15 protein-coding genes are annotated in these 14853 nt (G+C 71.8%); 3 read left to right on the plus strand and 12 right to left on the minus strand.

The genetic code is table 11. The annotated features are described in order from the left end of the window. The first annotated feature begins 13 nt into the window (after positions 1 to 13). Positions 14 to 1000, plus strand: a complete 987-nt coding sequence (locus ACZ4XJ_RS19455; RefSeq protein ID WP_468496864.1) for an LLM class flavin-dependent oxidoreductase — start codon at positions 14 to 16, stop codon at positions 998 to 1000. Between the two features lie 45 nt (positions 1001 to 1045). Here the strand turns inward: ACZ4XJ_RS19455 and ACZ4XJ_RS19460 are convergent, their stop codons facing one another. The 4 genes from ACZ4XJ_RS19460 to ACZ4XJ_RS19475 form a co-directional block, all read right to left on the minus strand. Further along, positions 1046 to 2476 (minus strand): sugar porter family MFS transporter, encoded by a 1431-nt coding sequence (locus ACZ4XJ_RS19460; protein WP_362875879.1) that lies wholly within the window; start codon positions 2474 to 2476, stop codon positions 1046 to 1048. Between the two features lie 197 nt (positions 2477 to 2673). Beyond that, a complete protein-coding gene (locus ACZ4XJ_RS19465) occupies positions 2674 to 6384 on the minus strand; it encodes an AAA family ATPase (RefSeq protein ID WP_468496865.1) in 3711 nt (1236 codons plus the stop codon). A 248-nt stretch (positions 6385 to 6632) separates the two neighbouring features. After that, complete coding sequence (locus ACZ4XJ_RS19470) at positions 6633 to 6848, minus strand: hypothetical protein (RefSeq protein WP_030227372.1); 216 nt, start codon at positions 6846 to 6848, stop codon at positions 6633 to 6635. A 350-nt stretch (positions 6849 to 7198) separates the two neighbouring features. Beyond that, positions 7199 to 7480 carry an acylphosphatase gene (locus ACZ4XJ_RS19475; RefSeq protein WP_362875877.1) on the minus strand — a complete coding sequence of 94 codons (282 nt, stop codon included), beginning with the start codon at positions 7478 to 7480 and terminating at the stop codon, positions 7199 to 7201. A 130-nt stretch (positions 7481 to 7610) separates the two neighbouring features. On the opposite strand from ACZ4XJ_RS19475, the gene ACZ4XJ_RS19480 reads away from it, so the two are divergent. Then, positions 7611 to 8609, plus strand: coding sequence for a CAP domain-containing protein (locus ACZ4XJ_RS19480; RefSeq protein WP_468496866.1), 999 nt, complete (start codon positions 7611 to 7613; stop codon positions 8607 to 8609). Positions 8610 to 8631: 22 nt separating this feature from the next. Here the strand turns inward: ACZ4XJ_RS19480 and ACZ4XJ_RS19485 are convergent, their stop codons facing one another. Then, positions 8632 to 9246, minus strand: a complete 615-nt coding sequence (locus ACZ4XJ_RS19485) for a flavodoxin family protein (protein ID WP_362875875.1) — start codon at positions 9244 to 9246, stop codon at positions 8632 to 8634. 118 nt (positions 9247 to 9364) lie between these two features. Between ACZ4XJ_RS19485 and ACZ4XJ_RS19490 the strand changes: the two genes are divergently transcribed. Continuing rightward, on the plus strand, positions 9365 to 9769 hold the full coding sequence (locus ACZ4XJ_RS19490) for a winged helix-turn-helix transcriptional regulator (protein WP_362875874.1): 405 nt from the start codon (positions 9365 to 9367) through the stop codon (positions 9767 to 9769). On the opposite strand, the gene mutM is transcribed toward ACZ4XJ_RS19490, so the two are convergent. The 7 genes from mutM to rsmD form a co-directional block, all read right to left on the minus strand. Continuing rightward, positions 9742 to 10611, minus strand: coding sequence for a bifunctional DNA-formamidopyrimidine glycosylase/DNA-(apurinic or apyrimidinic site) lyase (gene mutM / locus ACZ4XJ_RS19495; protein ID WP_468496867.1), 870 nt, complete (start codon positions 10609 to 10611; stop codon positions 9742 to 9744). The two genes, ACZ4XJ_RS19490 and mutM, sit on opposite strands and share 28 nt — an antisense overlap. Before the next feature lie 161 nt (positions 10612 to 10772). Next, on the minus strand, positions 10773 to 11606 hold the full coding sequence (gene rnc / locus ACZ4XJ_RS19500; protein ID WP_362875872.1) for a ribonuclease III: 834 nt from the start codon (positions 11604 to 11606) through the stop codon (positions 10773 to 10775). Positions 11607 to 11625: 19 nt separating this feature from the next. Next, on the minus strand, positions 11626 to 11799 hold the full coding sequence (gene rpmF / locus ACZ4XJ_RS19505) for a 50S ribosomal protein L32 (RefSeq protein WP_003965982.1): 174 nt from the start codon (positions 11797 to 11799) through the stop codon (positions 11626 to 11628). Positions 11800 to 11801: 2 nt separating this feature from the next. Continuing rightward, positions 11802 to 12452: a YceD family protein gene (locus tag ACZ4XJ_RS19510; protein ID WP_468496971.1), complete on the minus strand. Its 651-nt coding sequence runs from the start codon at positions 12450 to 12452 to the stop codon at positions 11802 to 11804. A 143-nt stretch (positions 12453 to 12595) separates the two neighbouring features. After that, positions 12596 to 13639, minus strand: a complete 1044-nt coding sequence (locus tag ACZ4XJ_RS19515) for a DivIVA domain-containing protein (protein ID WP_468496868.1) — start codon at positions 13637 to 13639, stop codon at positions 12596 to 12598. Between the two features lie 124 nt (positions 13640 to 13763). Beyond that, entirely contained in the window at positions 13764 to 14243 is a 480-nt protein-coding gene (gene coaD / locus ACZ4XJ_RS19520; RefSeq protein WP_281206353.1) for a pantetheine-phosphate adenylyltransferase, read from the minus strand. Positions 14244 to 14272: 29 nt separating this feature from the next. After that, positions 14273 to 14851, minus strand: coding sequence for a 16S rRNA (guanine(966)-N(2))-methyltransferase RsmD (gene rsmD / locus ACZ4XJ_RS19525; protein WP_362875870.1), 579 nt, complete (start codon positions 14849 to 14851; stop codon positions 14273 to 14275). Between the last annotated feature and the right edge of the window lie 2 nt (positions 14852 to 14853).

A 14853-nucleotide genomic window follows, 5' to 3' on the forward strand; every position in this document is an offset into this window, starting at 1 on the left:
GGGGGACTCCTCCATGCCCATCACCGTGGCCCGGTTCAACCTGGTCGACCCGAACGGCACCCCCGAGACCCTCTCCGCCCGCTACCGGGCGGCGCTGGAGATGGCCGTCTACGCGGACGGGCACGGCATCGACACCCTCCAGACCGAGGAGCACCACGGCACCGCGAACAACTGGATGCCCTCGCCCTTCACCTTCGCGGGCGCGGTCCTCGGCGCGACCCGCCGGCTCACGGTCACCGTCTCGGCGATCATCGGCCCGTTGCACGACCCGCTGAAGGTCGCCGAGGACATCGCCGTCCTGGACCTGCTCAGCGGCGGACGCCTGGTCACCGTCGCGGGGATCGGCTACCGGCCCGAGGAGTACGAGCAGCACGGCGTGGAGTGGGGCCGGCGCGGCAAGCTGCAGGACGAGTTGCTGGAGACCCTGCTGGAGGCGTGGACCGGCGAGCCGTTCACCTTCCGCGGCAGGACCGTACGGGTCACCCCGCGCCCCCTGAGCCGGCCGCACCCGCTGCTCCTGGTGGGCGGCAGCTCGCAGGCGGCGGCCCGGCGCGCGGCCCGGCTGGGGTTGCCCTTCTTCCCGAGCGCGCACCTGCCGGAGCTGGAGGCGTACTACCTGACGAAGCTCGCGGAGTACGGCACGGAGGGGTTCTGCATGATGCCCGCGGCCGTGACCCCGCTGCTGCACATCGCCGAGGACCCGGACCGGGCGTGGGCCGAGTACGGCGGGCACTTCCTGCACGAGGCCGCGACGTACGCCTCCTGGCAGTCCAAGGACATCCGCAGCGCGGTGCGCTCGGGCGCGCGCACGGTCGAGGAGCTCCGCGCGGAGGGGGTGTACCGGATCCTGAGCCCGGAGCAGGCGGTGGACTTCGCCCGGGACGCGGGCGAGGCGGGGAACCTGGTGCTGCACCCGTTGTGCGGGGGGATGCCGCTGGAGGAGGGTCGGCGCAGCCTCCAGTTGCTGTGCGAACGGGTACTGCCCCGGCTCAAGGACTGAGCCGGGGCAGCGCCGCAGGAGGAGAGGGGGTGGTGGCGGGGATGATTACCCCATCTCCTCCAACGCCTTGCCCTTGGTCTCCGGCACCCATTTGAGGATGAAGGGGATCGAGAGCACGGCGAAGACCGCGTAGATGACGTAGGCGCCGGACAGGTTCCAGTCCGACAGGGTCGGGAACGACACCGTGATGACCCAGTTGGCGATCCACTGCGCGGCGGCGGCCACACCGAGGGCCGCGGCGCGGATCCGGCCGGGGAACATCTCGCCGAGCAGCACCCAGACCACCACGCCCCAGGACAGGGCGAAGAAGAGGACGAAGCAGTTGGCGGCGATGAGGGCGACGAGGCCCTGCGTGTGCGGCAGGGCGATGTCGCCGCCGCTGGTGTCCTTGTAGGAGAAGGCCCACGCGGCGAGCGCGAGGGAGATCGCCATGCCGACGGAGCCGATGAGGGCCAGCGGCTTGCGGCCGATCCGGTCGACGAGCAGCATCGCGATCACCGTACCGATGATGTTCACGACGGACGTCTCGAAGGAGTACAGGAACGAGGAGCTGGGGTCGATGCCGACCGACTGCCACAGCGAGGAGCTGTAGTAGAAGATCACGTTGATGCCGACGAGCTGCTGGAACACGGAGAGGCCGATACCGATCCAGACGATCGGCAGGAAGCCGAAGCCGCCACCGAGCAGGTCCTTGAACGTCGACTTCTGCTCCGAGTGGATGGCGTTGTCGATCTCGCGCACCCGGGCGTCCGCGTCGATCCCCTCGCCCTCGACCTCGCGCAGGACCGTCTTGGCCTTGTCCATCTTGCCGACGGACACCAGGAAGCGCGGGGACTCGGGGATCGCGAACGACAGCAGGCCGTAGAGCACGGCCGGGACGACCATCACGCCGAGCATCCACTGCCAGGCTTCCAGCCCGCCGAGCTCGCCGCGCTGGTCGCCGTCGGCGAGGTTGAGGATGCCCCAGTTGACCAGCTGCGAGATGGCGATGCCGATGACGATGGCGGCCTGCTGGAAGGAGGCGAGCCGGCCGCGGTAGGCGGGCGGGGACACCTCGGCGATGTAGGCGGGGCCGATCACCGAGGCCATGCCGATGCCGAAGCCGCCGATGACGCGCCACAGGGCGAGGTCCCAGAGGGCGAACGGCAGGGCGGAGCCGATGGCGCTCGCGGTGAAGAGGACCGCGGCGATCTGCATGCAGCGGATTCGGCCGATCCGGTCGGCGATGCGGCCGGCCGTGGCCGCGCCGAGGGCGCAGCCGATGAGCGCGGCGGCGATCACCTGGGCGAGGGTGCCGGAACCGACGTCGAAACGGTCGCGGATCGCCTCGACGGCGCCGTTGATGACGGAACTGTCGTAGCCGAAGAGGAATCCGCCCATGGCCGCGGCCGCGGTGATGAAGATGACGTGCCCGAGGTGCTCGGGCTGCGGCGAGCCGCCGCCCGGCGCGGGTGCCTTCGCTGTGCTGCTGGTCAAGGTGCGCTCCGTGGGGGTTTTGTCCGTTCTCCTAGTGGCGCACAGGTCAAGATCGGGCACCACCCGAAGTCGGGGGACAGCGGAGCGAGCCTATGTGTTCATTTTCTGAAGTCAAGAGGCGGGGTGCGAAGGTCCGATGGACTACAGGCTCGCTACTTGAGTTAACTTCTTGAAGGTTTGAGATCAGGGACCGGAACTCAACGCAACCGCTGGCTGATCACCTTGGATACCCCGTCCCCCTGCATCGACACTCCGTAGAGCGCGTCCGCGACCTCCATCGTCCGCTTCTGGTGCGTGATGACGATCAGCTGGGAGCTCTCCTGGAGCTCCACCATGATGCGGATCAGACGTTGCAGGTTGGTGTCGTCCAGCGCCGCCTCGACCTCGTCCATCACGTAGAACGGACTGGGGCGCGCCTTGAAGATGGAGACCAGCAACGCCACGGCCGTCAGCGATCGCTCGCCGCCGGACAGCAGCGACAGCCGCTTGACCTTCTTGCCCGGCGGCCGGGCCTCCACGTCCACCCCGGTCGTCAGCATGTTGCTCGGGTCGGTGAGGATCAGCCGGCCCTCGCCACCGGGGAACAGACGCGAGAACACCCCCTCGAACTCCCGGGCGGTATCCCGGTAGGCCTCCGTGAAGACCTGCTCGACGCGCTGGTCGACCTCCTTCACGACTTGAAGGAGGTCGGTCCGGGTCTTGCGCAGGTCCTCCAGCTGCTCGCTGAGGAACCGGTGGCGCTCCTCCAGCGCCGCGAACTCCTCCAGCGCGAGCGGGTTGACCTTGCCGAGCTGCTGGTACGCACGCTCCGCCGCGCGCAGCCGCTTCTCCTGCTGCGCCCGTACGAAGGGTCCGGGCAGCCGGCGCGGGTCCTGCGGATCCCCACCCTCCGCGACGGGGCCGGCCGGGCCGCCCTCCCCCTCGGCGGGCAGGGACGGCGGGACGGGCTGGTCGGGTCCGTACTCCGCCACCAGGGCGACCGGGTCCACGCCCAGCTCCTCCAGGGCCCGCGTCTCCAACTGCTCGATCCGCAGCCGCTTCTCCGCGCCGAGCACCTCGCCCCGGTGCACCGAGTCGGTCAGCTTGTCCAGTTCGCCCTTGAGGTCACGCCCCCGACCGCGGGCCTCCCCGAGCTCCCGCTCGCGCAACCCCTTCGCCCGTTCGGCGGCCGCCCGCTCCTGCTCCGCCCGGCCGATCGACACCTCCAGGTGCGCCAGCAGCTGCCGCGCCCCGTCGGCCACGGCCCGGGCCACCTCGGCCTCGTGGCGCAGCCGGGCGCGGCGCCGCTCCGCCCGCGCCCGGGCCTCGCGTTCGGCTCTGGCCCCCCGGTCGAGGGCGTCCGCGCGCCCGGCCAGGCCCTTGACCCGCTCCTCGTGGGTGCGCAGCTGGAGCCGGGCCTCCATCTCGGTCTGCCGGGCGTTCGCCCCGTCGGCGGCGAGCCGGTCCCGCGCCGCGGTGTCGGGCTCCTCCTCCGCCGGCAGCTCCTGCGCCACCGCGAGCCGCTCCGCGCACTCCTCCACGTCGACCCGCGCCCGCTCCAGCGCCTCCTGCGCGGTGGCCGCCGCCTGGGCGCTGCGTTCGGCCTCGCCGAGGGCCCCCTTCGCCTGCCCGGCGAGGCGCCCGAGCTGCTGCGCGACCCCGGCGCGCGCCTGCTCGCCCGCGCGGCGCCGCTCGGCGAGTTCATCGGCCCGGGCCGCCGCCCCGGTACGCCGCTCCCGGGCTCCGTCCTGCGCCCCGGCCAGCTCGCGGCACCGCTCGTCCAGCCGGTCCAGCTCCGCCGCCGCCTCGTCGACGGCGGCCTGTACCTCGATCAGGCTCGGAGCCCCCGCCGAGCCGCCGTGCGCGGCGTGCGCCCCGAGTACGTCGCCCTCCGCGGTCACCGCCACCAGGTGCGGATGCTCCGTCACGACGGCCTCGGCCTCCTCCAGGGTCCCGACCACCACGTGGTCCCGCAGCACCCAGGCGGCGGCCCGCCGCACCTCGGCGTCCCCGCCGACCAGGGCCGCGGCCTCCCGCCACGGCGGCGCCAGCACCCCGACGGCCGTCCGGGCGTCGGCCCCGCCCCGCGCCGCACCCGCCTCGGCGGCGACGCTGCGGTCCCGGCCCGGCGCCGGATGCGGAACCCCGCCGGGGGCCGGACGGGGGCTGCCGACACCGTTCGCCCCACAGCCGTTCGCGCCCGCCGCCCCGGCCGGCGGCGGGGTGATCAGGAAGCCCGCCCGGCCCCCGTCCGTGTCGCGGAGGAGGCGGATGGCCTGCGCCGCAGCCCCCGGTGAGTCCACCGCCAGCGCGTCGGCCGCGACCCCGAGCGCCGCGGCCACCGCGACCTCGTACCCCGGCGTCACCGTCAGGCGCTCCGCCGCCGGGCCGAACAGCCCGGACAGCTTCTCGCGCGCCGCGAGCAGCGCCCCCGTACCGTCCTTGCGGCGCAGCCCCAGCGCGAGGGCGTCCCGGCGCGCCGAGACCGCCGCGCGGGAGCGTTCCGCCGCGGTCGACGCTTCCCGGGCCACCCCGAGCGCGGCCTCGGCCGCGACCAGTTCGGCGCGGGCCTCCTCGTACGCGCCCTCCGCCCCGGGGTCCTCCAGCGCGCCGACCTCCTCGGCCAGGGCCTCGTACTCCTCCCGGGCCGCCACCGCCCGGGCCTGCGCGCCGTCCCGGGCCGCCACCAGCCGGTCGATCTCCGCCTGGGCGGCGCCCGCCCGGGAGCGCGCCGCACCGAGGCGCCCGGTCAGCCGGGCGAGTTCCTCGCGCCGGTCGGCGATCGCCCGGGCCGCGTCCCGCAGCCGGCGTTCCTCCGCGGCGAGCGCCCGTTCCAGCTCGGCACGGTGCTCGGAGGTGTCCTCCAGCGCCCGTTCGGCGGCCTCCAGCGCGGCCGTCAGCTCCGCCTCCTGCTCGCGGATCCGTTCGGCCTCCTTCTCCATGTCCTGCGGGTCCCGGCCGCGCCGTTCCTCCTCCACCGGGGCCGTCGCGCTCCTGACCCGGGCGTCGGCGAGCGAGGCGGTTCCCCGGACCCGTTCGGCGAGCTGCGCCAATTCGTGCCAGGTCTGCTGGGCGCGCTGGAGCCGGGGCGAGAGCTCCCGTACGGCCTGTTCCAGCTCGGCCTCCCGACGCAGGGCAGCGGCGAGGTCCCGTTCCGCCGATTCCTTGCGCTCCTTGAGCGCCGCCTCGTCGGCGAGCTCGGCGTCCAGCGCGCCCCGCAGCGTCATGAGGTCGTCGGCGAGCAGCCGCAGCCGCGCGTCCCGCAGGTCGGCCTGGATCACGGCGGCCTGCCGGGCCACCGCGGCCTGCCGTCCGAGCGGCTTGAGCCGGCGCCGCAGTTCGTCGGTGAGGTCCTGCACCCGCGCGAGATTGGCCTGCATCGCGTCGAGCTTGCGCAGCGCCTTCTCCTTGCGCTTGCGGTGCTTCAGCACGCCCGCCGCCTCCTCGATGAAGGCGCGGCGGCCCATGGGATCGGCGTGCAGCACGGAGTCCAGCTGCCCCTGCCCGACGATGACGTGCATCTCGCGGCCGATGCCGGAGTCGGAGAGCAGCTCCTGGATGTCGAGGAGCCGGCAGGTGTCCCCGTTGATCTGGTACTCGCTGCTGCCGCCGCGGAACATGATCCGCGTGATGGTGACCTCGGCGTACTCGATCGGCAGCGCGCCGTCGGAGTTGTCGATCGTCAGGGAGACCTCGGCGCGGCCGAGCGGCGGGCGGCCGGTGGTCCCGGCGAAGATGACGTCTTCCATCTTGCCGCCGCGCAGGGACTTGGCTCCCTGCTCCCCCATGACCCACGACAGCGCGTCCACCACGTTGGACTTGCCGGAACCGTTCGGGCCGACGACGCAGGTGATCCCCGGTTCGAAGCGCAGGGTGGTCGCGGAGGCAAATGATTTGAAGCCGCGCAGGGTCAGGGACTTGAGGTGCACGCCGCCGGACTCTACCTTTCGCGTCCGGTTTCACCCATGAAGGTGCAGGGCAGATCGGACGCCGAAGGACGCGGCCCCCCGCCCGGCCCAACGCACGTCCGACGGCGAAGTGGGAACGCGAAGGGCCGAGGACCGGGCCGCCGGCGGGCCGCCGAGGAACGGAGGGGGCGGCGGGTGAAAGAAAGAAGGGACGCCGGAGCGTCCCTTGCAGATCATGCGGGGCTGGAGTTGCGACGGGTGAGCGCGGATCAGGTGAGCGCAGGCTCCGCCTGGGGTACGTCGAGGTCGATGCTGTCGAGCAGCGAGTCTCCGTGCTGAGCGGCGGCCGCGTTCAGTGCGTCATTCTCGGACTGGATTCGTCCGAGCTCGGACTCGAGGTCCTGGACGCGCTGCTGAAGCCGTCGCATCTCGGCGAGGAGTCGCGGGTCGGAACCGCCGACGTAACCGAGAAGCGCCTTTGCCATGATGGATGGTCCTCCACACTGAGTGACCGACCGAGAGCGGTGTGGGTCGTGAGGGAATCGCACCCGCGGATGTCCGGCAGCGACTGACAGTCACTGCGCTTACTACTGCCAACACTGCCAAACAGCTCAGGTGCGCGGGGCTTCCAGCGTCTCACCAAAAAGTTTGACGGTCAACACGATCACGCCCCGTATCGGCGGGCGGCCCGGTCCGCACAAGGGGCGCGGAGATCATCCTCGTCTCCGAGCCTTCCACGGATCGGCGCCCACGGCAACGCGTCGGCGATGAATGCGCAGATCCGACCAGGTGCGCGCGACCCCGGGATCTGATCAGTTCATGATCAGTCGAAAGATCAACGGATTCCGAACCCGTCGTAACCGCCGCGGGGCGTGCCCCAGATCTCCGTCACTCCGTCCACCCTCCCGGGCGTGTCGGCGGAGCCGAGCCACTCCAGCAGCCGGTGGCAATTCTCACGTTGACCTTCCGCCACGACCTGGACCCTGCCGTCGTCCAGATTGAGGGCGAAACCGACCATGCCGCCGATCTCCAGAGCATTCGCCCTGGTGAACCAACGGAAGCCCACTCCCTGTACACGGCCGCGCACCCAGGCGGTCAGCCGGACCTCTTCATCCATGCGTGAACGCTAACGGGGCAAACACTTTCGGGTCACATCGCCCCCTCCCGTCATGGACTACAGTCCCCCACCAATGCCGCACCCGTTCGGGTGAGTTTGGGTTGATCTTGCCAGGAAGGGCGAGCCGCCGATGGGACGCCACCGACTCCACGCCGCACCGCCCCGCCGCGGCGTCACGCGCCGCACGGCCGTACGCACCGGCCTGCTCGGCGTCTCGGTGGCCGTGGCCCTCGGCACCGCGGCCGTCACGACCGGCTTCGTCCCGGTCGGCGGGTCGTTCCCTTACGTGGGCCCCGGCGCCGACCGGTCCGAGACGAAGGCCAAGCCGGTCGCGAGCGCGGAGCGGACGCCGGAGCGGCAGGGCGGGCTGGCCGGCCTGTCGGGCCGCGCCTCGTCGGCCCCCGCCGGCAAGGGCGGCGTGACCAGCCCGCCTACCCCTGCCGACACTTCGGCCTCGCCGTCCCCGTCGGGCTCGACCTCCGCCTCGCCGTCCCCGTCGGCTTCGGCCCCGTCCCCGTCCTCGGCAGCCCCTTCGCCCTCCCCCTCCACCAAGGAACCGGAGCGGACGCCCGCCCCGCCGGCCCCCAAGCCGCCGGCGCCCAAGCCCGTGGCGCCCAAGCCCGTGGCGCCCAAGCCCGCGGAACCCGAGCCGCCGACCCCCAAGCCCGTGGCGCCCAAGCCCGCGGAACCCGAGCCGCCGGCCCCGAAGCCGACCACCGCCAAGCCCACCGCCCCCACGCCCGACGACGGCCACAACGCCGAGGAGGCGGCCGTCCTCACCCTGGTGAACCAGGAGCGCGCGATGGCGGGCTGCGGACCGGTCCGGGCGAACCCGCCGCTGGCCGCGCTGGCCGGAGCCTTCAGCAAGGACATGGCGGTCCGGGGCTTCTTCGACCACTCCGACCCGGACGGGAACACCCCCTGGACGCGGGCCGACCGGGCCGGGATCTCGGGCATGGGCGGCGAGAACATCGCGCGCGGCCAGGGTGACGCCGACGCCGTGATGAAGGCCTGGATGAACAGCCCGGGCCACAAGGCGAACATACTCAACTGCGAATTCCGCACCCTGGGCGTCGGCGTGTACGTCGCGTCCGGCGGCCCCTGGTGGACCCAGGACTTCGGCTTCTAGAAGCCCCCGCCCCCTCGCCCGATCAGACGGCGGCGGTCGCCGACAGCGCCGCCCGGCCCGCCACGATCACACGGGTGTGGTCGGCGACGCGGCGGCCGAGGTGCTCGGCCGTAGCGAGGTCTGCCTTGTGCACGCCTTCCGGACCCTCGTCGGAGTTGGTCTGGGCCGCGGCGCCGGAGAAGAAGCCGAGACGGTTGAGGTCGAACTCGGAGCCCGTGGTCGAGTTCCAGCCGGGCTTGAGGCCCAGGTTGACCCAGCTCATGCCGTGCTGCGCGGCGAGCGTCTGGAAGAACTGCAGGGTGTGCAGCTTGTCGCCGCTCTTGGAGCCGGAGTTGGTGAAGCCGGCGGCGACCTTGTCCTGCCAGACGTCGCCGAACCAACGCTTCGAGGTGGCCTCGGCGAAGACGTGGAAGGCGCCGGAGGCGGTGCCCATGTAGGTCGGGGAGCCGAAGACGATGGCGTCGGAGCCGTCGAGCAGCTCCCATTCGGCTTCGCCGATCCCGTCGACGTTGATCAGGTGGACCGTCGCGCCGGCCGCGGCGGCTCCCGCTCGGACGGCCTCGGCGACGACCGCGGTGTGCCCGTAGCCGGAGTGGTAGGCGATCGACACGACGGGTGCGGGGGTGACTGCGGACATGACTGTTCTCCTCAGGAGCGGTGCGGTGGGTGGCGCGGTGCGACGAGAGAAAGAAAAGCACTAACTTTTCGAAAGCGCAAGCAGACAGTTAGCGCTGCCCGGCGGTACGCTTGTGCGTATGGAGACACCTGTCTGTACCGAGGCCGCCGGCGCGGACCTGCCGTTCGACGTCTTCGCGCGCGCCTGTCCGTCCCGGGAAACCCTGGAGCACGTCACCGGCCGTTGGGGCAGCCTGACGGTCGGCGCCCTGCGCGAAGGGCCCTGCCGCTTCAACGAGTTGCGCCGCCGGGTCGACGGGGTGAGCGAGAAGATGCTCTCGCAGACCCTGCACGCGCTGGAACGCGACGGCATCGTGCACCGCGAGGCGCAGCCGACCAACCCGCCGCGCGTCGACTACGAGCTCACGGCGCTCGGCCGTGAGGTCGCGGACCGACTGCTCGCGCTCATCCACTTCCTCGAAGGCAGCATGGACCAGGTCATGGTCTCCCGCGGCGCCTACGACTCCGAGCGCGGCGGCCGCTGACAGCGCGGGCAGAAGTAGCTGGACCGGTTCATCCAGGCCCGGCGCCTCATGGGCGTGCCGCAGCGGCGGCAGGGTTCACCCTCCCGGCCGTACGCGTCGAGCGAGCGGTCGAAGTAGCCCGACTCGCCGTTCACGTTGACGTACAGGCTGTCGAAGCTGGTCCCGCCGACGGCGAGCGCGGCGTTCATGACGTCCCGTACGTGGGTCAGGAGTTCCGTGCTCCGGGGGCGCGTCAGCGTGCCGGTGGGGCGCTCGTAGTGCAGCTTCGCGCGCCACAGCGCCTCGTCGGCGTAGATGTTGCCGACCCCGCTGATCAGCGACTGGTCCAGCAGGGCCCGCTTCACGGTGGTGCGCTTGGCGCGCAGCGCGAGGTGGTAGGCCGCTTCGTCGAAGAGCGGGTCCAGCGGGTCGCGCGCGATGTGCGCGATGACGTCGGGCAGCCCCTCGGCGCCGTCGCCGACGATCTCGTGCAGGGACAGCCCGCCGAAGGTGCGCTGGTCGACGAAGCGCAGCTCGGTGGCGGCGTCGTCGGCGAAGCGGACCCGGATGCGCAGGTGCTTCTCGTCGGGGGCGTCGGCAGGCTGCACCAGCAGCTGCCCGCTCATCCCGAGGTGGCCGAGTACGGAGAGGTCCCCGCCCTCCAGCGGCAGCCACAGGTACTTGCCGCGCCGCCGCGGCACCCCGATCGTCCGGCCGGCCAGGCGCGCGGCGAAATCGGCGCCGCCGGCGAGGTGGCGGCGTACCGCGCGGGGGTGCAGCACTTCCACGGACGCGACGGTCCGCCCGGCCACCCATCGCTCCAGCCCGCGCCGCACCACTTCGACTTCGGGCAGCTCGGGCACGGCGTTCTCCTCCGGAGATCCACGGACTGGGGGCTCCGGCGAGCCTACCGGCCTCCCCGTCCCGCCCGGAAAGGGATCCGGAAACAGCCCCCGGAAACGGATCCGCCCGCCTCCTGCCGGGGCAGGGGGCGGGCGGGGAAACACCCGAAGGGGCGGTGCCGTCAGGCGCCCGGCGTCGGTTCGGCGGGCGTCGGCGCCCCGTCGTCCTCGGCCGCAGCGGCGGCGGGCATCGCGACGGGCGCGGCGGCCGCCGCGATCCGCTCGTCCGCCGCGCCACGGATCCCGCGCCAGGCGGACTCCGCTGCCTGCTGTTCCGCTTCCTTCTTGCTGCGGCCGGTGCCGGTGCCGTACGAGACACCACCGACGCGGGCAGCAGCGGTAAAGGTCTTTTCGTGGTCCGGTCCGGTCTCGGTCACCAGATATTCCGGTACGCCGAGGCCTTCAGCCGCCGTGAGCTCCTGGAGACTGGTCTTCCAGTCCAGGCCGGCCCCGAGGTTGGAGGACTTCTCGATGAGCGGGTCGAAGAGCCGGTGAACCAGCTCCGAGGCCGCGTCGAGGCCCTGATCGAGGTAGACCGCGCCGATCACCGCTTCAAGGGTGTCGGCGAGGATGGAGGCCTTGTCCCGGCCACCCGTGCCCTCTTCGCCCCGGCCGAGCCGGATGAAGGAGCCGAGTTCGAGGCCGCGCCCCACCTCCGCCAGCGCACGCGAGTTGACCACCGCGGCCCGCAATTTGGCCAGCTGGCCTTCAGGCAGGTCGGGGTGGGTGGTGTACAGCGTGTCCGTGACCACCAGGCCCAGCACGGAGTCCCCGAGGAACTCCAGGCGTTCGTTGGTGGGCAGACCGCCGTTCTCGTACGCGTACGAACGGTGGGTCAGCGCACGCACCAGAAGGGCGGACTCGAGTTGGTACCCGAGCCGCCCTTCCAGAAGCGTGTGGGACGAGGCCGCGTTCTTACTGTCTGCCTGCTTCTCAGCGTTGGACAGCTCAGACATTGCGCCTCTCACCAGCCGCTCAGACCTCGAGGACCTGGCGCTTGTTGTAGGTGCCGCAGCTCGGGCACGCAATGTGCTGGAGCTTCGGCTCCTGGCAACGCTCACACGAAACCAGGGTGGGGACCGCAGCCTTCCACTGCGACCGGCGGTGGCGCGTGTTGCTGCGCGACATCTTCCGCTTCGGAACAGCCACGGCTACTTCTCCTGCTTCTCGGCGGCGCCCTGAACTCCGTCAGAGGCAGTGCCGCTCATGTTGTCCTTCTCGTCGTCCTGATCGGTCACGACGAGTCCCTGCAATGCCGCCCAACGGATGTCGACGGCGTCATGGTGGTGGTCCGGGTCGTCGTTCAGGCTGAGCCCGCAATCGGGGCACAGTCCGAGACAGTCCTCCCGGCACACCGGCTGCATGGGCAGTGCGAGCACCACCACATCGCGCAGCACGGGTTCGAGGTCGAACAAGCCGTCCTCGAGGAAGAGAGTGTCCTCGTCGTCCTCGGCGTCGTCGGCCGGCTCCGCCTTGGAGCGGGTCCGGTCGTCGGCGTCAGGGTACGAGAACATCTCCTGGAAGTCCGCCTTGAGCTCACGCTCGACGGTCTCCAGACACCTTACGCACTCCCCCACGGCCGATGCACGGGCGGTGCCTGTGACAAGCACCCCTTCCATGACCGACTCCAGGCGGAGCTTGAGCTTCAGCGGGGTGCCTTCCGGCACTCCGATGACACCGGCGAGACCGAAGTCCGCCGGGGTCGCGATCTCACGGGACAGCCGCTGCATGGCACCCGGACGCCGACCCAGTTCGTGCGTGTCGAACACGAGGGGGTCGCGGTGGTCAAGGCGGGTATTCAGGGCCGTTCCTGCTTTCACGGATCGTTGAAGATCAAACACCTGCCGCACAAGCGGGGAACCGCTTACGGGCAGCATGGATCGCGGTGCATACGCGCGACCGAAGTGCCAGGATACCCGGCGACGCGCCCTGGACCCAATCCGGGCTAGCGCCCCTGTTCGTACGGGCGCAGCTGGTCCAGGTTGATCATGCCCGTGTCGAAGAAGCTGGTCTCGTCGAGCGCCGGCTGCCGCGCTTGCGGCTGCTGCGGCTGCTGCTGGTACGCCGCGTACGGGTCGGGTTGCTGCCCGCCGCCGTACGGATCGACGTACGCGGGCTGCTGCTGCGTGCCGTACGCCTGCCCCCCGTAGGGGTCCTGGTAGCCGTACGCGTCCTGCTGCGCGGCCACCGGCTGCGGGTAGTAGGCCTCGTACGCGGGCTCCGGCTGCGCCTGCGCCGGGATCGGAACGTGCGCCGGGGCCGGTTCGGCCAGGCCCGCCAGGAAGTCCGCGTCGCTCGACGGGCGTCCCGCCCGGCCCCCGACGGCGTCCTGGGCGGCCACGTGGGCCCCGAGGTCGTCGCTCCGGCCCCGGCCCTGGAGCTTCTGGCGGCCCCGACCGACGGCCTCCAGGGTCTTGGCGAGCACCGCCTCGAAGGTCGCCAGTTTCGTGTCGACGTACGCGTCCGCCTGCTCGCGCTGCGTGCGCGGGTCCTCGCTGCGCTCGGGGGCGTCCGCGTCGTCCGGGTGTTCCCGGCCGTGGCCGGGGCCGCGACCCAACAGCTTCTCCCGGCCGCGGTCCACCGCGCCGATGGTCTTGCCGAGGACGACCTCGAAGTTGGCGAGCTTGCTGTCGACGTAGTCGTCCGCCTCGGCCCTGATCTCCTCGGCCTCGCGGCGGGCGTCCGCCAGGATCCGGTCCGCCTCGGCCTGCGAGCGGCGGGCGACCTCGGTGTCGGCGATCAGCGCGCCCCGCTGGGCGTGCGCGGATCCGATGATCCGCTCCGCCTCCCGGCGGGCCTCCTCGACCATCTGCTCCCGGCCGCCGAGGAGCTCGCGCGCCTGGGCGAGGGAGCCGGGCAGGGCCTGGCGCAACTCGTCGAGTCGGGCGAGGAGCTCGGTGCGGTTGAGCACGCAGGAGGCCGACATGGGCATGGACCGGGCGGCGCCGACGGCCGCGACGATCTCGTCCAGCTTCTTCTGTACGTCCATGGGGGCTCGCACTCTCTGCCCCGGGCCGGTGCCGGGACGGACGGGACGGCTGAGGAGTCGACTGTAGGGCCACCGGACCGGCGGGCGACGCGGACCGGGGAACCCCGGTCCGGCCGCCGCCCGGTCACTTGGAACCGAGTCGCTCGATCAGCGCCGCGTGCACGTGCGCGGGGAGCAGGTGGGCGACGTCGCCACCCCAGGCCGCGACCTCCTTGACCAGGGAGGACGACAGGAAGCTGTAGGTCGGGTTGGTCGGCACGAACAGCGTTTCGACTCCCGACAGGCCCATGTTCATCTGGGCCATCTGGAGTTCGTAGTCAAAGTCGCTGACCGCGCGCAGGCCCTTGACGATGGCCGGGATGTCCCGCTGCTTGCAGAAGTCGACGAGCAGCCCGTGGAAGGACTCGACCTCGATGTTCCCGTAGTCGGCGGTCGCCTCGCGGATGAGTTCGATCCGCTCCTCGACGGTGAAGAGACCCTGCTTGGACTGGTTGATCATCACGGCGACGTGGACCACGTCGTAGAGCCGGGAGGCCCGGCCGATGATGTCGAGGTGTCCGTTGGTGATGGGGTCGAACGACCCCGGACAGACGGCGCGGCGCAACTGAAGTCCCTCGCTCTCCCGTGCGGGCATCATGAATCTTCGCTGGTGAAGGCGGCGCGACCGTACCAAAGCGTGCCCTCGCCGTACTTGCGCGAGCGGAGCGGCTCGAAGCCCTCGGGCCACGGGAACGCACCGCTCCTCGTACTGCGCTCCACGGTGACGAGCGCATCGTCGGTGAGCCAGCCATTGGACCGGAGTGTGAGCAGGATCTCGCCAAGATCGCCGTGCTCGACGGCGTACGGGGGGTCCAGGAAGACGATGTCGTACGGGTCCCCCTGCGCGGTGGCCGCGACGATCTGCTCCGCCTTGCCCGGGCGGAACTCGGCGCCGGGCAGTCCCAGGGTCGTGATGTTCTGCCGGATGGCCTGGGAGGCCTTGGCGTCGGCCTCGACGAGCAGGGCGTGGGCCGCGCCCCGGGAGAGGGCTTCCAGGCCCACGGCGCCGGAGCCGCCGTAGAGGTCGAGCACCCGGGCGCCCTCCAGGCCGTGCAGCGACTCCCAGGTGGAGAAGAGCCCCTCGCGCATCCGGTCGGAGGTGGGGCGGGTGCCGGTGCCGGGCGGCACGGTCAGCCGCCGCCCGCCGGCGGTGCCGGCGATCACGCGGGTCATCT

The organism is Streptomyces sp. NPDC029836 (assembly GCF_055574495.1).